The organism is Methylobacterium sp. BE186, from assembly GCF_031457035.1.
Taxonomy (GTDB): domain Bacteria; phylum Pseudomonadota; class Alphaproteobacteria; order Rhizobiales; family Beijerinckiaceae; genus Methylobacterium; species Methylobacterium segetis.
The window spans coordinates 1-17,923 of record NZ_JAVDVV010000033.1; the positions used below are offsets into that span (position 1 = coordinate 1).

The following is a 17,923-nucleotide window of genomic DNA, read 5'->3' on the forward strand; positions in this document are numbered from 1 at the left end:
GAACGGCGAGACCGTGCCGATGAGCGTGCCCAGCGAGCGCAAGTCCTTCCTCGGCAAGATCTTCACACGGAGGGCGGCATGAGCCTACTCAGCCTCTTCTCCCGGCGCGGCTCCGCGCCGGTGGCCCGCGAGCGCCTGCAGCTCATCATCGCTCACGAGCGGGCCGACAACGGGCGTTCCGACCTCGTCGTGACGCTGCGCGAGGAGATCCTCGCCGTCATCGCCAAGCATGTCGCGATCGAGCGGGACAAGGTCTCGATCACGGTGGAGCGCGGCGAGGGCGTCTCGACGCTGGGCGTCGACATCGAGCTGCCGCTGCCCGCGGCCGCCAAGCTGACCGGCCTGATCGAGTCGGCGGCCAAGACCAAGCTCGCCGCGGCCTGATCAGGCCGCGGCATCCACACGGGTCGCGCGCTGCCGCTTGTCTTGGTACGGGTAGTCCGTACTTTGTGTGAGGTGCAGACCGTCATCCAGACGCCCCTCTTCCTCGCGGATGCGAAGGCGGCGGGTGTTACGGACGAGGAGCTTGCCGCGATCGTCTCGACCATCGCTGCCGACCCACACGCCGGCGACGCGATCGTCGGAACCGGCGGCGCACGCAAGCTGCGGGTGGCCGGCCGAAACCAGGGCAAGTCCGGCGGCGACCGCGTGATCACGTTCGACGCGGCCGAGGACGTACCGGTGTTCCTCCTGAGGCTCGTCTCCAAGAGGCAGCAAGAGGCAGCGGGCGGATCTCAGTCAGGCTGACCGCAACGCCCTGCGGGCGGTGCTGGCCACGCCGGCGGAGGCGTATCGTGAGGGGGTCAGGCGCCGGGCGCGGGATCCGCGGTTGCGCTGAGCCCTGACGAGACCTCTGGAGGAGCGGCCCATGACCGCGTTCGGAAAAGGTCCGATCGAATCCGCCGAGCAGGCGCTCGCGATAGCGCGAGGCGAGGCTGACCCCGCAACCTACCGCGTCCATGTCCCCCCCAAGATCGACGTGCGCGCGATCCGTACCGGCCTTGGCTTGACGCAGGCCGAGTTCGCCCACCGTTTCGGCTTTCCCATCGGAACGCTGAGGGATCTGGAGCAGGGTCGCGCCAGCCCGGACAGCTCGACCCGCGCCTACCTCACGGTGATCCGCCGGGAGCCGGAGGTCGTGCAGCGGGCGCTCGTGGAGAGCTGAACCGGCCGGCTCACCGCGGCGTCAGCGTGAAGGCCGGCGGGTCGTCGGGCTGCGTCGTCACGATCGCCGCCGGATGGATCGCCGCCCCCGCGGGCAGGCTGATGCGGAAGCGGCCGACGAGGCGCGCGAGCGCGAGCGTGGCCTCCAGCAGGGCGAAATGGGCGCCGATGCAGACGCGCGGGCCTGCCCCGAACGGCAGGTAGGCGAAGCGCGGGGGCGGGGCCGCACCCGGCAGGAAGCGCGCCGGATCGAAGATGTCCGGGTCGCGCCAGAGCCGCCGGTGCCGGTGCAGCACCCAGGGCGAGATCATCACGATGTCGCCCGGCTCGATCCGGTGCCCGCCGAGCGTGTCCGCCGCGCGGGCGGCGCGGGCGAGGACGAAGGCGGGCGGATAGAGGCGCAGGGTCTCGTCGACGACGGCGCGCGTCAGCGGCAGCCTCCGCTCGTACCCGCTCCCGAGGCCCTTGCCGGCCTCGCGCGCTTCCGCGGCGACCGCGTCCTGGATGTCGGGTGCGAGCGCGAGCAGGTAGCTCGCCCAGAGGAGCGCGGCGGCCGTGGTCTCGTGCCCGGCCAGGATCATGGTGGCGACCTGATCGCGGAGCTGGTCCTGGTCGAAGGACCGTCCGGTCTCCGGATCCCTGGCCGTCACGAGGAGATCGAGCAGGTCGCGCGCGGCGTGCGGCGCAGGGTCGGCCGCCCGGCGGGCGATGATCCGGTCGAGGAACGGGATCCAGCGGCGCCGGAACCGGACCCGGGCGAGGTCGAGGGGCCCCGGCCAGGAGAGCGGCAGCAGCATGTCGAGGAGATGGGGCCGCCCCATCCGCTCGGCGTATTCCGCCACGAAGGAGCGGAGAGCCGCACCGTCCGTCTCCATGCCGACCGAGAACATGGTGCGGCCCGCGATCTCGAGGGCCAGCGCGTGCAGCGCCGGGAACAGCGCGACGGGTCCGCGCGCGGCCTCCGCCTCGAGCCGCGTGGCGGCCGCGTCGACCGCGCCGTCGATGTGCGGCACGAGGTCCTCCACCGCCCGCGGCGTGAAGGCCGGGGCGAGCGTGCGGCGCTGATGGCGCCAGGCCGCCCCCTCGCTGATCAGGAGACCGTCGCCGAGGACGGGGCGCAGGATGCGCACCGAGGCGCGCGTGCGCGCATAGGCCGCTTGGTTGTCGATGAGGACGTGCCGGATCGCGTCCGGGTCGCTCACGATGAAGCTGCGGCGCCCCAGGAGCCGGCGGTGGACGATCGGCTCGTCGTAGGTGCGCTGCGGCCACGCCGCGAGGGCGTTCCGGCGCAGGGCGGCGAGATAGGCGGGCAGCGAGAGCTCGTGGGCCGGTGGCTCGGGCACCGGCGGCCGGGGCCGCGGGCCATCCGGGAACCGCCGCGGCACGTCGAGGGTGGTCTGACCCGAATCCATGGCTGTCCTCGCCCCGGGCGCCCTCCGGCTTGATGCCGGAGGCCGGGTGGCGTGTAAACACGCCTCGATGCCGCCCGCGCCCGCCCCGACCCGCCCCTGGACCCTCGAGGCCGAGGGGCTGCGGCTCGGCGTGCGCCTGACGCCCCGCGGCGGCCGCGACGGCATCGATAGCGTGGGCGTCGGGGCCGACGGCCGGTCGGTGCTCCAGGTCCGGGTCGCGGCAGCGCCGCTGGAGGGGGCGGCCAACGCCGCCCTCGTCGCCCTCCTCGCCAAGAGGCTGCGGATGCGCCGCTCCGACATCGCGATCCTGTCGGGCGAGACCGCGCGCCTCAAGGTCCTGCTTCTCTCCGGCGACGGGCCGGCCCTGGCCGAACGGCTCGCGGCCGACCTCGACCGCCGGTAGAGCGCCGGGCGCCTACGCCCCGCCCGGCCGGCCGGCCCCGTCGTTCGCCGATCCGAGGCCGATCGCGCCGTCCCGCCCGCTCGGATCGGAGTTCTCGACCTCGGAGGCCAGCCGCAGCAGGGTCCGGCGCAGCCAGGCATGGGCCGGGTCGGCGTCGTAGGAGGCGTGCCAGAGCATCGCGATCGCCACGTCGTCGAGCGCCACCGGCGCCGGGCTGACGCTGAGGCCCAGGGTCCCGGCGAAGAAATGCGCCACCCGCGCGTGCATCGTGGCGATGACCGGCGCGTCGCGCACGAGGAAGGGGACGGCGACGAAGCTCGGCGTCGTCACGGCGATCGTCCGGCTGAGGCCGATCCTGGCCAGCGCGTCGTCGACCACCCCGTGCGCGGTCCCGCGCAGGCTCGTCAGGATGTGCGGGAAGCGCACGTAATCCTGAAGCGAGATCGGCGCCTCGAGCCCGACGCGGGCCGGGTTGAACAGGCAGACGTAGCGGTCCCGGTGCAGGAGCCGCATCTTGTGGTGCGCCTGCCCCTCCGTGAACAGGCCGATGCCGAGATCGACCTGATCCGCGTCGAGCTCGGCGAGGATGCGGGCGCGGTCGATCGTGCGCAACAGGAGCCGCACCCCCGGCGCCTCGGCCCGCAGATGCGCGAGCAGGCGGGGGCCGAGCAGGACCTCGACGCTGTCCGGCAGGCTGATCGTGAAGACGCGCTCGACGGTGGCGGGGTCGAAGCTGTCGTCGCGGCGGACCAGCGCCTGGATCTGGCGGAGCGCCGTGCGCACGGGCTCGGCCAGCGCCATCGCCCGCGGCGTCGGGCGCATGCCCTCGGGCGCGCGGGTGAGAAGCTCGTCGTCGAACAGCGCGCGAAGCCGCCCGAGCGCGCTGCTCATGGCCGATTGCCCGAGGCCGATCCGGGCCGCGGCGCGGGTGACGCTGCGCTCGGCGAGCAGGGCGTCGAGGGCCACGAGGAGGTTGAGATCGACGCTGGCGAGATCGACGTGATCAATAGTCATTACCGATCCAATCGGTTTGATCCATGCTGCAGTGCAAAGCATATTCGCCTCACAGGCAAGGGCGATGGACACCTTGCACAGCAGAAAGACACGCAGACCATGACCATCCGGACCATGATTCTCGCCGCCGCCGCCCTCCTCGCCGCCGGCACGGCGAATGCCGAGGGCCTGAAGCCCGCCCGGGCGCAGAGCGTCGATCTCGGCACGCTCGCGGGCGTCGCCTACTACACGCCGGACTCCGAGGGCTACCGGGTCGTCGTCACCCTGGCGCCCCGCGCGGCGGCTCCGGCCGTCCGTTTCGAGGCGGTGCTCGCCGAGGGCCAGCGGGTGACGCTCTCGGCGCCCCGCGGCCTTGGCCAGGCGGCGGACGCCGTCGAGATCGCCCGCAAGGGCGAGGCCGTCACGGTGGTGCCCGCCCGGGCCCGCGCGGCGGTGCAGGAGGCCGCCGCGCTGAACTAGGAAGGACAGGGGGCTGGCCGCGAGGCCGGCCCCTTCGTCGTCCCCTCACCCGCCGATGAACAGGCCCGCGATGGCCGCGCTGGTCAGGTTCGAGAGCGTGCCGCCGAGGATGGCACGCAGGCCGTAGCTCGCGACCTCGGCCCGGCGTTCGGGCACGAGGCTGGAGAAGCTCGCGAGCTGGATCGCGATCGAGGCGAGGTTGGCGAAGCCGCAGAGCGCGAAGCACAGGATCGCGGTCGTGCGCGGGCCGAGGCTGCCGGATCTCAGGACATCCGAGAGGTTCGCGTAGGCCAGGAACTCGTTGAAGGCGATCTTCTGCCCGAGCGCGCCGCCGACGAGCGCCGCCTGCTCCCACGGCACGCCGAGGAGCCAGGCCAGAGGGGCGAATCCGTAGCCGAGGATCGTCTCGATCGAGGCGGACGGATAGCCGGCGAGCCCGCACGCATAGCCGACGATGCCGTTGGCGAGCGCGATCAGCCCGACGAAAGCGATCAGCATGGCGCCGACCGCGGCCGCGACCGCGAGCCCCTTCTGGGTGCCGTCGGCGGCCGCCTCGATGACGTTGGCCGCCCGGCGCTCGCCGAACTCGACCCGCGTCGTGACGATCCGGGTCGGCTCGACGGCCGGGACCAGGATCTTGGCGTAGAGGAGCCCGCCCGGGATCGCCATGAAGGAGGCCGCCAGCAGGTAGGTCATCGGCACGCCGAGAGCGGCGTAGCCCGCGAGGATCGAGCCCGCCGTCGAGGCCGCTCCGCTCGTCATCACGGCGAAGAGCTCCGATCCCGTCAGCAGCGGCAGGAAGGGCCGCAGGGCCACCGCGATCTCGCTCTGGCCGATGAAGATCGTGATGACGGCCGAGAAGGACTCGATCGGCCCGGTGCCGAGGAGCCGACGCAGCCCCGCGCCGAGGAAGCGGGCCAGCGCCTGCATCAGGCCGAGATGGTAGAGCACGCCGATCAGCGCCGAGACGTAGAGGATCTGCGGCAGGACCCGGAAGGCGATGACGAAGCCGCCGCCGCCGAACAGCTCGAACATCTTCGGATCGACGAGGCCGCCGAACAGGAAGGCCGCACCGCGGTCCCCGTAGGCGAGGACCTGGCTGACGAGATCGGCCACCGCGCCGAGGGCCGCGCGGCCCGCCGGCACGAACAGGATGAGGGCGCCGAGGCCGACCTGCAGCCCGAGGCCGGCCAAAACGGTGCGCGGCCGGATCGCCCGCCGGTTCGTCGAGGCCAGCACCGCGACCGCGACGAGCAGCGCGATGCTCATGCCCGCGTGGACAACGCGCTCGATCATTCATCCCCCGCACTCTCGGCACCCGAGCGCCACACATGCGCGATCCGGGCCAAGAGCGCCACGGGCGAACGCCCTGGACCCTGACGGCCGGTCCGCTAGGTTCCGCCCCCGGCGGGGGCGCCGGAGACGGGAATGTGGCACAGGCCTTCGCGCTGCGCGGAGCGGTCGGGCTCGTCACGGGCGCGGCGAGCGGGATCGGGGCGGCGCTCTCGGTCGCGCTCGCGCGCCGGGGCTGCGACCTCGCCCTGGTCGACCGGGATGCCGAGGGGCTGAGGGCGACGGAGGAAGCCGTCGCCGCCTCGGGCGCCCGCGCGAGCCGGCACGTCCTCGATCTCACCGACGGGGAGGCCATCCCGGCGCTGAGGGATGCGGTCGAGGCCCGCCACGGGCGGCTGAGCCTCCTCGTCAACAATGCGGGCGTGGCGCTCGGCGGCCGCTTCGCGGAGACGGATCTGGCCGATTTCGAGTGGCTCATGGACGTGAATTTCCGCGCCACCGTCCGGATGACGCACGCCTTCCTGCCGCTCCTGATGCGCGAGGCGGAGGCGCAGATCGTCAACATGTCGAGCCTCTACGGCCTGATCGCGCCGCCGGGCCAGACGGCCTACGCGGCCAGCAAGTTCGCGGTGCGGGGTTTCAGCGAGGCGCTGCGGCACGAACTCGCCGGCAGCGCCCTGGGCGTCACGCTGGTTCATCCGGGCGGCGTCGCGACCAACATCGCCCGCAGCGCGCGCCATCCGAAGGGGCTCGACGCGGCCGCCGTCGAGGCCGGGCGCGCCGCCTTCGAGCGCTTCCTGCGCCTCAGCCCGGAGGCGGCCGCCGCCGAGATCCTGCGCGGCATCGAGCGGCGGGCGCCGCGGATCATCGTGGGCACGGACGCGCGCCGCGTCGCCCTGATCCAGCGCCTCATGCCGGTCGGGTACTGGCGGCTGATCGCCCGCCTGTCCGGGATGGAGCGCTGACCCCCGATGGCGAGCCTGCGCGCCCACGTCTTCGCCTGGATGGTCCGCCGCAACGTGCGCGACCGGCTGGGCAGGCAGCTCGACATCGCGCGGATGCGGCGCACCTTCGAGGGCGCGGCCTTCATCGCACCCCGCGGCGTCCGGTACGAGCCCGGAGAGACCGGCGGCATACCCGGCGAGTGGGTGCGCAGGCCCGGCGACGGGACGGGCCCGCGCCTGTTCTACCTGCACGGGGGCGGCTTCGTCGCCTGCTCGCCGCGCACCCACAGGCCGATGACGGGTGCCTTCGCCCGGCGCGGATTCCGGGTTTTCGCCCCCGCCTACCGCCTCGCTCCCGAGCACCCCTTCCCGGCCGGCCTGGAGGACGCGCTCGCCGCATGGGAGGCGTTCTCGGCCGAGGGGCCGGCGGCGATCGGCGGCGATTCCGCCGGGGGCAACCTCGCCCTCGCCCTGATGCTGCGGGCGCGCGACCGCGGCCTGCCCCTGCCGCAGGCGGCAATCCTGTTCTCGCCCGCCACCGACTTCGTGGGAACCGGCGCCTCCTACATCGAGAACGGGCAGCGGGACGCCATGTTCGACCCGGAGGTCCTGCGCGCCCTCGCGCCCCTCTATCTCGGGGGTGCCGACCCGATCGATCCCCACGTCTCGCCGCTCTACGGCGACCTCGCGGGCCTGCCGCCGCTCCTGCTGCATGTCGGCGCGCGGGAGGTGCTGCGCGACGATTCCGTGCGGCTCGCCGAGCGGGCGCGGGCGGCGGGCGTCACGGTGAGCCTGCGAGTGTTCCCGGTCGTGCCCCATGTCTGGCAATTCGCCCACGCCTACCTGCCGGAGGCGCGCACCTCGCTCAACGCGGCCTCGACCTTCCTGACGGTGCATGCGAGAGCGGGGGCCGAAGCGTGAGGAGCGCGCGATGAGCAACGGCACGACACCGGGGCTTCCTCAGGAGCCTCCCGAGGAGCTGCCTCGGGAGACGCTCGCCGTCCTGATCGTCGGCGCGGGCTTCTCCGGCCTCGCCATGGGCATCCGCTGCCGTGAGGCGGGGATCGGTCCCTTCCGGATCGTCGAGAAGGGCGACGGCATCGGCGGCACGTGGCACGCCAACACCTATCCGGGCGCGGCCTGCGACATCCCCTCCCACCTCTATTCCCTCTCCTTCGTTCCGAAGGCCGACTGGTCGCGGCTCTACCCGCAGCAGGCGGAGATCAAGGCCTATCTCGAACAGGCCGCGCGCGACCATGGCCTGCTGCCGCACCTGCACCTGAACACCGGCGTCACGGCGCTGACCTGGGACGAGGAGCAGGCCCTGTGGCGGGTCGAGACGAGCCGGGGCCCCCTGCGGGCGCGGGCGGTCGTCTCCGGCATGGGCGGGCTGCATCATCCGGCCCTGCCGGACATTCCCGGTCGCGCATCCTTCGCGGGCAGCGCCTTCCACTCCGCCGCCTGGGATCACGGGGTGGAGCTGAGGGGGCGACGCGTCGGCGTCATCGGTACGGGGGCGAGCGCCGTGCAATTCGTGCCGCAGATCGCCGAGAGTGCAGCCCACCTCACCCTGTTCCAGCGCACGCCAGCCTGGATCATGCCGAAGCACGACCGCGCGATCGGCGAGCGGGCGCAGGCCGCCTACCGGCGGGTTCCCCTGGCGCGGCGGCTCTTCCGCGAGCGCCTGTTCTGGATCCACGAAATGCGGGCGCTGCTCGGCTTCACCAAGGTCTCGAAGCTGACGGCGCAGGCGGAGGCGCTCGCCCGGCGCCACCTCGCCAAGGCGGTGCCGGACAAAGCCCTCCGGCAGAAGCTGACGCCGCGCTACCGCCTCGGCTGCAAGCGCGTCCTCATCGCGGATGATTTCTACCCCGCCCTGATGCGGGGAAACGTGACCCTGGAGACGGGGCGGATCGCCCGGATCACGCCTGCCGGCGTCGTGATGGAGGACGGGGCCGAGCACGCCCTCGACGCGATCGTCTACGCCACGGGCTTCGACGTCACCGGCAGCTTCCGCCGTCTGCCGGTGACGGGGCGCGACGGGCTGACCCTGGCCGAGGCGTGGCGCGACGGGATGGGCGCCTTCCAGGGCATCACGGTGGCAGGATTCCCGAACCTGTTCCTGCTGATGGGGCCGAATACCGGGCTCGGCCACAACTCGATGATCCTGATGATCGAGGCGCAGGTGGAGCACGCCCTCTCCTGCCTCCTGGCGATGCGCAGCCGCGGCCTCAGCGCGGTCGAGGTGCGGCCGGAGGCGCAGGCGCGCTTCCTCAAGGGCGTCCGGGCGCGGCTCTCGGACAGCATCTGGCAAGCGGGTGGCTGCACCAGCTGGTACCAGGACGCGGAAGGACGCAACACGGCGATCTGGCCGGGCTCGGTCCTCGCCTATCGCCGGGGTGCCCGCCGTGCGCGCCTGTCCTCGGATTATCGGGTGCGCTGAGGGCGGAACACCCGACCCGGGCCGCCCGTTGGTTCGGCAAAGCTTGCGCCGCGCCGCGGCGCATCTGACGCGAGGACCCCACCATGAGCCTGATCGGACGCATCGTCACCAAGCTCCTCGGCAACGAGGATCGCCCCGTCTCCCGCGACGACCGCAACGCGGATTCGAGCAACCTCGTCGGCCGGATCGTCACCAAGATCCTGCGCAAGTAGGCCGCGGAGCAAGTAGGCGGCGGAGCAGCCCCTACTGCGCGGTCGCGGCCACCGCCGCGACCGCCTTCGTGACCGGCGCGGCCGGCACGGTGTGCTCCCAGAAATTCCCCAGGCGCGCCTTCTCGTAGCCCGCCTGGTAGAGGCTGCGCATGTAGGCGGTGTCGAAGCCGCGCGCGGCCGTCGCCGCGGGGGCGCTCTCGTCGATGTAGGTCAGGTTGAAGCCGATCTTGTTGGCGCGCGTGAACGCGTAGGTCGTGGCGAGCGTCGCCCGGCTGCGCGCACGGCTCGCCGTCGTGAAGGAGCGCTCGACGATCGAGAGCGTGTTGTTGCGCGTCACGTCGAATTCGGGCTCCAGGCGCCCGTTGATCACGACGTAGATGTTGGCCTTGCCGTTCGTGCGCAGGCGCCCGTCCCGCAGCAGGAAGGACTGGGGCAGGGTGAAGACCGGCGTCACCACCGAGCCGTCCACGTGGAGTTCCTGGAAGGCGCTGTTGCCCGCCTGCACGTCGATCAGCTGCGGCGGGAACACCGCCGGGATGCTCGCCGAGGCGGTGAGCACGTCGCGGAACAGCTCGACCGCGTTCGGAGCGCCGCTCGCGGCGATGGCGCCCATGTTCCAGATCACGGCGCGTTGGGAATCGAGGTTCGTGGTCACCACGAGGAGGCGCCGGCCCTTGGCGTGCTCCTCGGCCACGGCGGCGAGGAGGTCCGCCGTGACGTAGCGGCCGATCAGGTCGCGCAGGCGCCCGTCGCCGAACAGGCCGGAGCCGAACAGGACGTTCGTCAGGCTCGGCGATTGCACCAGGGTCTCGGCGACGCCGCTCGTGTAGAACTCGGTGAGATAGGCATCGTAGGCCGGCCCCAGGAAGGCGAAGGGCGCGATGAGCGCGCCCGTGCTGACGCCGGAGACCAGGGTGAAGTCCGGCCGCGTACCCGAGGCCGTCCAGCCGTTGAGGATGCCCGCGCCGTAGGCCCCGTCGCCCCCGCCGCCCGAGAGGGCGAGGTAGGAGAAGGCTTGGCGGCGCGCCTCGGGCCGGGCCGCGAGCTGGGTGAAGGCGTCGGCCGAGGCGTCGGAGGAGACGCGGGCCTCCGGAATGTTCGGCACGCTCGCGAAGGCCGCCTGCTCCGCGGTGTAGGACACCCGCGGCAGCGACGAGCAGGCAGAGAGGCTGGCCGCCGCGCAGAGCGCGAGCAGCCCGTGCGAGATCCTGAACCGACCCGCCATGGCGATTGTCCCCGTGCCCTGCCTCTGACCACACCCCCAGCCGAACGAGCTTGGCCATTCTATCGTTCCGGCCCGGGCCCGGCAATCGGACGGGTTCGGCCGGGCTGATGCGCGGCGGCCACAGATCCGTGCCGCCGCGCACAAGCCCGGCGGCACGCGGAGGGCGGCCCCGGCCTTTGGCGGTGGAAACAGGGGCGCCCCCGGAGGTGGGCCCTGTGTCGACTCTTGCATCGTCCACGAGCCCTCTTGTAGGTTCATCCGCGTCGCCAGGGGCACGCCCCCGGCGGCCATCACCAGTGGCGCGATCGTTCGAATCCTGCACCGGCTGCCCGACTGACCGGGACCCGCGGCTTGGAGGCGGCTGACCTGCGCGACCGGCCTGCAACGCCTGCCTGAGGGCGTGGCCGCGGTGATCGCAGCGTTCAGGAGGGGGCGACGATGGAAGCAGGCCTGAGCTGGACGGACGAGCGCGTCGAGCTGCTGCGGCGTCTGTGGGAGGACGGGCAGAGCGCGAGCAAGATCGCGGCTCAGCTCGGCGGCGTGACCCGCAACGCCGTGATCGGAAAGGTCCACCGGCTCGGCCTCGCCGGCCGGATCAAGGCCGCCCCCGCTCCCGTGAACGGGCGCCGCAAGCCGGAGCGCGACGGGGAGGCCGAGGCGACGGCCGTCGAGATCATCGAGGAGGCGCCGGAGCCGATCGCGATCACCGCGCACCGGCCGGCCCCCGATTTCCCGCCGCCGGCGCAGCCGGCCTCCGAGACCGTGGCACTGGCGGTCTCCGAGCGGGTGACCATCATGGACCTGCGCGAATCGATGTGCCGCTGGCCGATGGGCGATCCGACGACGCCGGAATTCCGCTTCTGCGGCGCCCGCTCGATCACCGGGCTGCCCTACTGCACGCACCACGCCCAGATCGCCTATCAGCCCGCCGCCGAGCGCAAGCGGGACCGCCGGGTGGCGGGGTTCCGCTAGGAGGGGCGTCCCTCCCCTCTCCTGGGAAGACCCGATCGATGAAGCCCGCCCCGGTACGCCGTCGGCGGGCTTCGTCGATTCAGGGGCGCCCGAGGTTCGAGCGGCCCGCGCGCTAGTCCACGCCCGAGAACATCTCGTCGAAGGAGTAGCCGGAGCCGCGCACGGTGCGGATCGGATCGGATTGGCGCGGGCGGTTGATGGCCTTGCGCAGGCGCCCGACATGCACGTCCACCGTGCGCTCGTCGATGTAGACGTCGTGCCCCCAGACCCCGTCGAGGAGCTGCTCGCGGGAGAAGACCCGTCCGGGGCTCTGCATCAGGAATTCGAGGAGCTTGAACTCGGTCGGGCCGAGATGGATCTCGCGGCCCGAGCGGCGGATGCGATGGCTGACGCGGTCGAGCTCGATGTCGCCGGCAACCAGGAGGTTCGCCACATGGGCGGGCTTGGCGCGGCGCAGGAGCGCGCGCACGCGGGCGAGCAGTTCCGGCACCGAGAACGGCTTGACGATGTAGTCGTCCGCCCCCGTGCCCAGCCCGCGGATGCGGTCGCCCTCCTCGCCGCGGGCGGTGAGCATGATGACGGGCAGCCGCTCCGTCTCGCGGCGGGCCCGGATGCGGCGGCAGATCTCGATCCCGGACAGCCCCGGCAGCATCCAGTCGAGGAGGACGAGGTCCGGCACCTGCTCGGCAAGGCGCAACTCCGCCTCGTCGCCGCGGGCGGCGGAATCGACGGTGAAGCCCTCCGCCTCCAGGTTGTAGCGAAGCAGGAGGGTCAGCGCCTCCTCGTCCTCGACGATCAGGATCCGCGTGCTCATCCCCGTTCCTGCGTCAGGCCGCCGTTCCCGGAGACACCGTCGCGTAGTTCGAGGCATCGTTCTTCGGACGCTCGATCGCGAGCGTCTCGCCGGTGGCGAGGTAGTGGATCGTCTCGGCGATGTTGGTGGTGTGGTCGCCGATCCGCTCGACGTTCTTGGCGCAGAACAGGAGGTGCGTGCAGAACGAGATGTTGCGCGGGTCCTCCATCATGTAGGTCAGGAGTTCGCGGAACAGGGAGTTGTAGAGGGCGTCGATCGCCCCGTCCCGCTCCCAGACGTCGTGGGCCGACGTCGTGTCCCGGCTGGCATAGGCGTCGAGCACGTCCTTGAGCTGCTCCTGCACGAGGTCGCTCATGTGCTGGACGCCGAGCACGATCTTCTGAGCCTGCGCCTGATCGCTGATCGCGACCACGCGCTTGGCGATGTTCTTCGCGAGATCCCCGATCCGCTCGAGATCGCCCGAGACGCGGATCGCCGAGATCGTCTCGCGCAGATCGATGGCGAGCGGCTGGCGGCGGGCGATGAGGAGGACGGCGCGTTCCTCGATCTCGCGCTGGAGCACGTCGAGGCGCTTGTCGGCGGCGATGACGGCCTGGGCGAGCACGGTGTCGCGCCGCACGAGCGCCTGGCTCGCATCGGCCATCATCTTCTCGGCGACGCCTCCCATCTCCGAGATCGACCGGCGCAGGTCGTCGAGATCGTTGTCGTAGGAGGTGACGATGTGCTCGGACATGGTCGTGATCCTCGGGTCGGGCGCGGGAACGGGAGAGCGGGTGACGGGCCGGCTCAGCCGAAGCGGCCGGTGATGTAATCCTGCGTCTGCCGCTTCTCCGGGTTCATGAAGATCCGGGTCGTCGGGCCGAACTCGACGAGTTCGCCGAGATACATGAAGGCGGTGAACTGCGAGATGCGGGCCGCCTGCTGCATGTTGTGCGTGACGATGGCGATCGTGAACTCGTCGCGCAGCTGCTCGATCAGCTCCTCGATCCGCCCCGTCGAGATCGGGTCCAGCGCCGAGGTCGGCTCGTCGAACAGGATCACCTCCGGGCGCTGCGCCACCGTGCGGGCGATGCAGAGGCGCTGCTGCTGGCCGCCCGAGAGGCCCATGCCGGATTGCTTCAGCTTGTCCTTCACCTCGTCCCAGAGCGCCGCCTTGCGCAGGCTCTCCTCGACGCGCAGGTCGAGGTCGGCCTTCGGCAGGCGCTCGTAGAGGCGCAGCCCGAAGGCGACGTTGTCGTAGATCGACATCGGGAAGGGCGTCGGCTTCTGGAACACCATGCCGACCCGGGCACGCAGCTCGTTGAGGTCGACCTTCGGGTCGAGGATGTTCTGCCCGTCGAGGAGGATCTCGCCGTCCGCGCGCTGCTCCGGGTAGAGGCTGTAGATCCGGTTGAAGGTGCGCAGCAGCGTCGACTTCCCGCAGCCCGAAGGCCCGATCAGGGCGGTGACCTGCCGGTCATGGAAGTTGAGGTTGATGTTCTTCAGGCCGTGGAACGTGCCGTAGTAGAAGTCGAGGTTCTTCACGGCGATGCGCACGGGCGCGCTCGCGTTGGCCTGGCTGCGGCCGCTGAGCGGCGCGCTGACGGCGGGGGAGGCGCTCATCGGAGGGATTCCTTCGGAAGGCCGGTCGGCCGGGAAGCGTGAAGGCGGGCGCTCAGCGCGCCCGCTCGGTCTTGATGACGAGGCGCGCCACCACGGAGAGGGCCAGGATGGCCATCGTGATCAGGAGGGCGCCCGCCCAGGCGAGGCTCTGCCAGTTCGGGTAGGGCGAGAGGGCGAATTGGTAGATCATCACCGGCAGGTTCGCGACGCCGCCCATCAGGTTGGCGTTGAACCAGGAATTGTTGTTGAGCGCCGTGAACAGGAGCGGCGCCGTCTCGCCGGCGATGCGGGCGAGGGCCAGGATCACGCCCGTGACGATGCCGGCGGAGGCGGCGCGCCACGTCACGCTCATGATCACCCGTGAGGTCGGTGCGCCGAGCGCGGCGCCGGCCTCGCGCAGCGTGCCGGGCACGAGGCGCAGCATGTCCTCGGTGGTGCGCACGATGACCGGCGTCGCGATGATGGCGAGCGCCACGCCGCCGGCCCAGCCCGAATAGGTCCCCATCGGCCGCACCATCAGCGTGTAGACGAACAGGCCGATCAGGATCGAGGGGGCCGAGAGCAGGACGTCGTTGAGGAAGCGGATCAGGTCGGCGAGCTTCGAGCCGCGGCCGTACTCGGCGAGGTAGGTCCCCGCCATCACGCCGATCGGGGTCGCCACCACGATGCCGATCAAGGTGAGGATGAGGCTGCCGAGCACCGCGTTGGCGATGCCGCCGCCCTCGGAGCCCGGACCCGGCGTCGGCTGGGTCAGGAGCGTCGCGGAGAAGCCGCGCAGGCCCTCGACGATGAGCATCAGCAGGATCGAGCCGAGCACCACGGCGCCGATGATGGTCGCCAGCAGGCAGGCGGTCCTCAGAGTCCGGTCCGCCAGACGGCGGCTCGGGCGCACCCGGCTCCCGATGGGCGCACCGCCCCGTGGCGCGGCTTCGGTCAAGGGGTTGACGGCATCCATCGGCGGCCTCCTCAGGCGACCTTGACGCGGCGCACGAGCAGGCGCGCGACGATGAGCACGATGAAGGTGATCACGAAGAGGATGCAGCCGAGCGCCATCAGCGCGTTGAGCTGCATCCCGTCCGCCTCGTTGAACTCGTTGGCGATGCGGGACGCGATGGTCGAGCCCGGATCGAAGATCGAGGCGGAGAGACGGTTGGCGTTGCCGATCACGAAGGTGACCGCCATGGTCTCGCCGAGCGCCCGGCCGAGCCCGAGCATGATGGCGCCGATGATCGAGACCGAGGCCTGCGGGACGAGCACGTGGCGCACCACCTCCCAGGTGGTGCAGCCGATCCCGTAGGCGCTCTCCCGCAGGATGGTCGGGATCTGGTCGAGCATGTCGCGGGTGATCGAGGCCACGAAGGGCACGATCATGATGGCGAGGATGATGCCCGCCGTCAGGATGCCGACGCCGGAGGGAACGCGGGCGTAGAGCAGCGTGCCGACGATGGGCAGGCCCTCGACGAGGTTCGAGACCGGCACCTGCACGAAGCGTGCGAAGAGCGGCGCGAAGATGAACAGCCCCCACATGCCGTAGATGATGCTCGGCACCGCGGCGAGGAGCTCGATCGTCATGGCGACGGGCTTGCGCGCCCATCCGGGGCAGAGCTGCGTCAGGTAGACGGCGATGGCGAGCGAGAGGGGCACGCCGATCAGAAGCGCGATCAGGGCCGAGGCGAGGGTGCCGACGATCGCGACCCAGGCGCCGAACTGCTCGGTGCCGATGTTCCAGGCGGTCGAGGTGACGAAGCCGGGCCCGAATTCGCGGAAGGCCGGCCAGCCGCCATAGGCGATCGAGCCGAGGATGCCGGCGAGGACGAGGAGGACGACGAGGGCGGAGCCGTAGGCGGCGGCGCGGAACAGGCCGTCGAGACCCTTGCTCGGGGGCCTGCGCACGATTCCCGCATCGGAGCGCGCCAGCGCGATCTGTTCGGTCAAGGAGGCCATCCGCAATTCTCGTCGGTTCGAGGCGTTTAGCGCGCGGCGGTGTCGGATGCGAGCGGAGCGGCGGGGCTCTCCCCTCCCCGTGCGGGGAGGGGAGCGGCGGCCGGCCTCACATGTTGAAGACGGGCTTCCCGTCCTTGCCCTTGATCTGCTTCCACTCCTCGTGGATCAGGCCGACGACGGCGTCGGGCAGGGGCACGTAGTCGAGCTCGGTCGCGAGCCGGTCGCCGTTCTTGTAGGCCCAGTCGAAGAACTTGAGCACGTCCGTCGACTTCGCGGCGTCAGCCGGCTCCTTGTAGACGAGGATGAAGGTCGCGGCCGTGATCGGCCACGCGCCCTCGCCCGCCTGGTTCGTGAGCGAGATGCCGAAGCCCGGGGCGGCCTTCCAATCGGCGCTGGCGGCGGCGGCCTGGAACGCCTTGTCGTCCGGCTGCGGGAACCTGCCGGCCTTGTTCTGGATCAGCGTGTGGCTGAGCTTGTTCTGCTTGGCGTAGGCCGATTCGACGTAGCCGATGGCGTTCGGGACCTGCTTGACGGTGGCGGTGACGCCCTCGTTGCCCTTGCCGCCCTGGCCGGCCGGCCAGGAGATCGTCGTGGCCGCGCCGAACTCCTTCTTCCAGGGCTCGGAGACCTGGGACAGGTAGGTGGTGAAGATGTTCGTCGTGCCGGAGGCGTCCGAGCGGTAGACCGGGGTGATCGTCGCCTCGGGCAGCTTCACGCCCTCGTTGAGGGCCGCGATCTTCGGATCGGACCACTTGGTGATCTTGCCGGCGTAGATGTCGGCGACGACCTCGCCCGTGAGCTTGAGCTTGCCGGGCTCCACGCCCGCGATGTTCACCACGGTGACGACGCCGCCCATCACGGTCGGGAACTGGACGAGGCCGTCCTTCTCGAGGGCCGCGCCCTTGAGCGGCGCGTCGGTGGCGCCGAAATCGACGGTCCTGGCCTGGATCTGCTTGATGCCGCCGCCGGAGCCGATCGACTGGTAGTTCAGTCCGGTGCCGGTCTCCTTGCGGTAGGCCTCGGCCCATTTCGAGTAGACCGGGAAGGGGAAGGTGGCCCCGGCACCGGTGATGTCCGCGGCAGCCGCCGGGAGGGCGAGCTGGATCGTCGCGAGGCCGAGGGCGAGCGCGTAGCTGAAGGGTTTCACGTGCGTCTCCGTTTGCTGCCGGGCGCTCTGGACCGCGGCGCGCCGGATTCCGGGCGCCGCGGCATCGCGCGGTCGGCCGCGACAGCGGCCGGGGCTGCGATAGCCGCCCGACGATGCCGCCTCTATGACGGGGACATGACAGGGCGATGACAACAGCCGGGCGGCTGCAAGTCCCTGCACCGCTTACGCAGTGCGCCGCAATATTCGGGTCTCGGGCCCCTCGCGCCCGCGGGAGGGCGGACGGGATAAGCCGACCCGCATGGCACGGTTTGGGCGGCTCGCGCGTTCTCGTCTCGGCACTGCCGCGCATCGTCAGCGGCGGCATGAGGCCGGACGAGACCAATGCCGAGCGTGGACAACGATATGTCCGTGGAGCCTGCGGGCCAGACGGATTCAGGGCCAGGGGATCGGGGCCGGACCGATCCCGGCGAAGCGGCCTTCCTGGACCTCCACAGGCGTCGCGAGGCGCTGGAGCGGAATCTCGCGCTCGTGCAGGTGCGCCTGCGCTGCGCGCCCGACGCCGCGGAGGCGAACCGGGCGAAGGCCGATGAGGGAGGTTTGCTGCGGGATCTCGATCAGGTGCTCACCCTGATCCGCGCGGCGGAGTACCGGCGCCGACCCGGCGCCCGGCAGTGGTGAGGCCTCAGCCCGCCATCCGCTGGCGGTCCCGCTCCTTGTGGCGCAGGCGCAGCAGCAGGTCGATCTGCGAATCGGGGATCGGCTGCCGATCGACGCTGTCCTCGTAGATCGTGCGGAGCGCGTGGCCGAGGCGATAGGCGGTATCGACGCTCAGCGCCGGCACGGCACCGCAATTCTCCGCAGAGAAGCTATCGGACTGGGCGATGTCCTCGCACATCGTCTCTCCCCCCTTGAGA

22 protein-coding genes are annotated in these 17,923 nt (G+C 71.5%); 11 read left to right on the top strand and 11 right to left on the bottom strand.

Annotated features, from left to right (window positions below; genetic code table 11):
• Window positions 1-78: 78 nt before the first annotated feature.
• The 3 genes from minE (at window position 79) to J2X36_RS23735 (ending at window position 1,165) form a co-directional block, all read left to right on the top strand.
• Window positions 79-384, top strand: a complete 306-nt coding sequence (gene minE, locus J2X36_RS23725) for a cell division topological specificity factor MinE (protein ID WP_310354354.1) — start codon at window positions 79-81, stop codon at window positions 382-384.
• Between the two features lie 72 nt (window positions 385-456).
• Complete coding sequence (locus J2X36_RS23730) at window positions 457-747, top strand: type II toxin-antitoxin system RelE/ParE family toxin (protein ID WP_245516762.1); 291 nt, start codon at window positions 457-459, stop codon at window positions 745-747.
• A gap of 121 nt (window positions 748-868) precedes the next feature.
• On the top strand, window positions 869-1,165 hold the full coding sequence (locus tag J2X36_RS23735; RefSeq protein WP_310354356.1) for a helix-turn-helix domain-containing protein: 297 nt from the start codon (window positions 869-871) through the stop codon (window positions 1,163-1,165).
• 10 nt (window positions 1,166-1,175) lie between these two features.
• Here J2X36_RS23735 and J2X36_RS23740 read toward each other — a convergent pair whose 3' ends face one another.
• The gene (locus J2X36_RS23740; RefSeq protein WP_310354358.1) at window positions 1,176-2,576 is read right to left on the bottom strand and encodes a cytochrome P450; all 1,401 of its coding nucleotides are present in this window, start codon (window positions 2,574-2,576) and stop codon (window positions 1,176-1,178) included.
• Window positions 2,577-2,622: 46 nt separating this feature from the next.
• On the opposite strand from J2X36_RS23740, the gene J2X36_RS23745 reads away from it, so the two are divergent.
• A complete protein-coding gene (locus J2X36_RS23745; protein ID WP_405029845.1) occupies window positions 2,623-2,979 on the top strand; it encodes a DUF167 family protein in 357 nt (118 codons plus the stop codon).
• Window positions 2,980-2,991: 12 nt separating this feature from the next.
• Here J2X36_RS23745 and J2X36_RS23750 read toward each other — a convergent pair whose 3' ends face one another.
• Window positions 2,992-3,993, bottom strand: a complete 1,002-nt coding sequence (locus J2X36_RS23750; RefSeq protein WP_310354360.1) for a LysR family transcriptional regulator — start codon at window positions 3,991-3,993, stop codon at window positions 2,992-2,994.
• Between the two features lie 99 nt (window positions 3,994-4,092).
• Here J2X36_RS23750 and J2X36_RS23755 point away from each other — a divergent pair, with 99 nt between their 5' ends.
• Complete coding sequence (locus tag J2X36_RS23755) at window positions 4,093-4,452, top strand: hypothetical protein (RefSeq protein WP_310354362.1); 360 nt, start codon at window positions 4,093-4,095, stop codon at window positions 4,450-4,452.
• Between the two features lie 45 nt (window positions 4,453-4,497).
• Here the strand turns inward: J2X36_RS23755 and J2X36_RS23760 are convergent, their stop codons facing one another.
• Window positions 4,498-5,748, bottom strand: a complete 1,251-nt coding sequence (locus tag J2X36_RS23760; RefSeq protein ID WP_310354365.1) for a nucleoside transporter C-terminal domain-containing protein — start codon at window positions 5,746-5,748, stop codon at window positions 4,498-4,500.
• Window positions 5,749-5,882: 134 nt separating this feature from the next.
• Between J2X36_RS23760 and J2X36_RS23765 the strand changes: the two genes are divergently transcribed.
• The 4 genes from J2X36_RS23765 (at window position 5,883) to J2X36_RS23780 (ending at window position 9,344) form a co-directional block, all read left to right on the top strand.
• Complete coding sequence (locus J2X36_RS23765) at window positions 5,883-6,710, top strand: SDR family oxidoreductase (protein ID WP_132252638.1); 828 nt, start codon at window positions 5,883-5,885, stop codon at window positions 6,708-6,710.
• Between the two features lie 6 nt (window positions 6,711-6,716).
• Entirely contained in the window at window positions 6,717-7,610 is an 894-nt protein-coding gene (locus J2X36_RS23770) for an alpha/beta hydrolase (RefSeq protein ID WP_310354369.1), read from the top strand.
• A gap of 10 nt (window positions 7,611-7,620) precedes the next feature.
• A complete protein-coding gene (locus J2X36_RS23775) occupies window positions 7,621-9,132 on the top strand; it encodes an NAD(P)/FAD-dependent oxidoreductase (RefSeq protein ID WP_310354371.1) in 1,512 nt (503 codons plus the stop codon).
• Between the two features lie 83 nt (window positions 9,133-9,215).
• Entirely contained in the window at window positions 9,216-9,344 is a 129-nt protein-coding gene (locus J2X36_RS23780; RefSeq protein WP_132252631.1) for a TFIIS helical bundle-like domain containing protein, read from the top strand.
• 31 nt (window positions 9,345-9,375) lie between these two features.
• On the opposite strand, the gene J2X36_RS23785 is transcribed toward J2X36_RS23780, so the two are convergent.
• Window positions 9,376-10,569 (bottom strand): patatin-like phospholipase family protein, encoded by a 1,194-nt coding sequence (locus tag J2X36_RS23785; protein WP_132252629.1) that lies wholly within the window; start codon window positions 10,567-10,569, stop codon window positions 9,376-9,378.
• Between the two features lie 438 nt (window positions 10,570-11,007).
• Here J2X36_RS23785 and J2X36_RS23790 point away from each other — a divergent pair, with 438 nt between their 5' ends.
• Window positions 11,008-11,541, top strand: coding sequence for a GcrA family cell cycle regulator (locus J2X36_RS23790; RefSeq protein ID WP_132252626.1), 534 nt, complete (start codon window positions 11,008-11,010; stop codon window positions 11,539-11,541).
• Between the two features lie 112 nt (window positions 11,542-11,653).
• On the opposite strand, the gene phoB is transcribed toward J2X36_RS23790, so the two are convergent.
• The 6 genes from phoB to pstS form a co-directional block, all read right to left on the bottom strand.
• The gene (phoB, locus tag J2X36_RS23795; RefSeq protein WP_132252624.1) at window positions 11,654-12,355 is read right to left on the bottom strand and encodes a phosphate regulon transcriptional regulator PhoB; all 702 of its coding nucleotides are present in this window, start codon (window positions 12,353-12,355) and stop codon (window positions 11,654-11,656) included.
• A gap of 13 nt (window positions 12,356-12,368) precedes the next feature.
• Window positions 12,369-13,088 carry a phosphate signaling complex protein PhoU gene (phoU, locus tag J2X36_RS23800; protein WP_310354376.1) on the bottom strand — a complete coding sequence of 240 codons (720 nt, stop codon included), beginning with the start codon at window positions 13,086-13,088 and terminating at the stop codon, window positions 12,369-12,371.
• A gap of 53 nt (window positions 13,089-13,141) precedes the next feature.
• Window positions 13,142-13,957 carry a phosphate ABC transporter ATP-binding protein PstB gene (pstB, locus tag J2X36_RS23805; RefSeq protein WP_132252620.1) on the bottom strand — a complete coding sequence of 272 codons (816 nt, stop codon included), beginning with the start codon at window positions 13,955-13,957 and terminating at the stop codon, window positions 13,142-13,144.
• A gap of 52 nt (window positions 13,958-14,009) precedes the next feature.
• The gene (gene pstA / locus J2X36_RS23810; protein ID WP_310354379.1) at window positions 14,010-14,912 is read right to left on the bottom strand and encodes a phosphate ABC transporter permease PstA; all 903 of its coding nucleotides are present in this window, start codon (window positions 14,910-14,912) and stop codon (window positions 14,010-14,012) included.
• 11 nt (window positions 14,913-14,923) lie between these two features.
• Window positions 14,924-15,901 (bottom strand): phosphate ABC transporter permease subunit PstC, encoded by a 978-nt coding sequence (gene pstC, locus J2X36_RS23815; protein ID WP_310354381.1) that lies wholly within the window; start codon window positions 15,899-15,901, stop codon window positions 14,924-14,926.
• A gap of 106 nt (window positions 15,902-16,007) precedes the next feature.
• Window positions 16,008-17,048, bottom strand: coding sequence for a phosphate ABC transporter substrate-binding protein PstS (pstS, locus tag J2X36_RS23820; protein ID WP_310354383.1), 1,041 nt, complete (start codon window positions 17,046-17,048; stop codon window positions 16,008-16,010).
• A 342-nt stretch (window positions 17,049-17,390) separates the two neighbouring features.
• On the opposite strand from pstS, the gene J2X36_RS23825 reads away from it, so the two are divergent.
• Window positions 17,391-17,687 (top strand): hypothetical protein, encoded by a 297-nt coding sequence (locus J2X36_RS23825; protein WP_405029846.1) that lies wholly within the window; start codon window positions 17,391-17,393, stop codon window positions 17,685-17,687.
• Between the two features lie 4 nt (window positions 17,688-17,691).
• Here the strand turns inward: J2X36_RS23825 and J2X36_RS23830 are convergent, their stop codons facing one another.
• Complete coding sequence (locus J2X36_RS23830; protein ID WP_132252611.1) at window positions 17,692-17,904, bottom strand: hypothetical protein; 213 nt, start codon at window positions 17,902-17,904, stop codon at window positions 17,692-17,694.
• Window positions 17,905-17,923 lie beyond the last annotated feature (19 nt).

Bases quoted from the DNA above. Each gene is read 5' to 3' on its own strand.
- J2X36_RS23775 (WP_310354371.1), top strand. From the start codon at position 7,621: ATGAGCAACGGCACGACACCGGGGCTTCCTCAGGAGCCTCCCGAGGAG.
- J2X36_RS23770 (WP_310354369.1), top strand. From the start codon at position 6,717: ATGGCGAGCCTGCGCGCCCACGTCTTCGCCTGGATGGTCCGCCGCAAC.
- J2X36_RS23790 (WP_132252626.1), top strand. From the start codon at position 11,008: ATGGAAGCAGGCCTGAGCTGGACGGACGAGCGCGTCGAGCTGCTGCGG.
- J2X36_RS23750 (WP_310354360.1), bottom strand. From the start codon at position 3,993: ATGACTATTGATCACGTCGATCTCGCCAGCGTCGATCTCAACCTCCTC.
- J2X36_RS23760 (WP_310354365.1), bottom strand. From the start codon at position 5,748: ATGATCGAGCGCGTTGTCCACGCGGGCATGAGCATCGCGCTGCTCGTC.
- J2X36_RS23740 (WP_310354358.1), bottom strand. From the start codon at position 2,576: ATGGATTCGGGTCAGACCACCCTCGACGTGCCGCGGCGGTTCCCGGAT.
- J2X36_RS23735 (WP_310354356.1), top strand. From the start codon at position 869: ATGACCGCGTTCGGAAAAGGTCCGATCGAATCCGCCGAGCAGGCGCTC.
- pstC (WP_310354381.1), bottom strand. From the start codon at position 15,901: ATGGCCTCCTTGACCGAACAGATCGCGCTGGCGCGCTCCGATGCGGGA.
- J2X36_RS23785 (WP_132252629.1), bottom strand. From the start codon at position 10,569: ATGGCGGGTCGGTTCAGGATCTCGCACGGGCTGCTCGCGCTCTGCGCG.
- phoB (WP_132252624.1), bottom strand. From the start codon at position 12,355: ATGAGCACGCGGATCCTGATCGTCGAGGACGAGGAGGCGCTGACCCTC.
- J2X36_RS23755 (WP_310354362.1), top strand. From the start codon at position 4,093: ATGACCATCCGGACCATGATTCTCGCCGCCGCCGCCCTCCTCGCCGCC.
- minE (WP_310354354.1), top strand. From the start codon at position 79: ATGAGCCTACTCAGCCTCTTCTCCCGGCGCGGCTCCGCGCCGGTGGCC.
- phoU (WP_310354376.1), bottom strand. From the start codon at position 13,088: ATGTCCGAGCACATCGTCACCTCCTACGACAACGATCTCGACGACCTG.
- J2X36_RS23780 (WP_132252631.1), top strand. From the start codon at position 9,216: ATGAGCCTGATCGGACGCATCGTCACCAAGCTCCTCGGCAACGAGGAT.
- pstA (WP_310354379.1), bottom strand. From the start codon at position 14,912: ATGGATGCCGTCAACCCCTTGACCGAAGCCGCGCCACGGGGCGGTGCG.
- J2X36_RS23830 (WP_132252611.1), bottom strand. From the start codon at position 17,904: ATGTGCGAGGACATCGCCCAGTCCGATAGCTTCTCTGCGGAGAATTGC.
- J2X36_RS23825 (WP_405029846.1), top strand. From the start codon at position 17,391: ATGCCGAGCGTGGACAACGATATGTCCGTGGAGCCTGCGGGCCAGACG.
- pstB (WP_132252620.1), bottom strand. From the start codon at position 13,957: ATGAGCGCCTCCCCCGCCGTCAGCGCGCCGCTCAGCGGCCGCAGCCAG.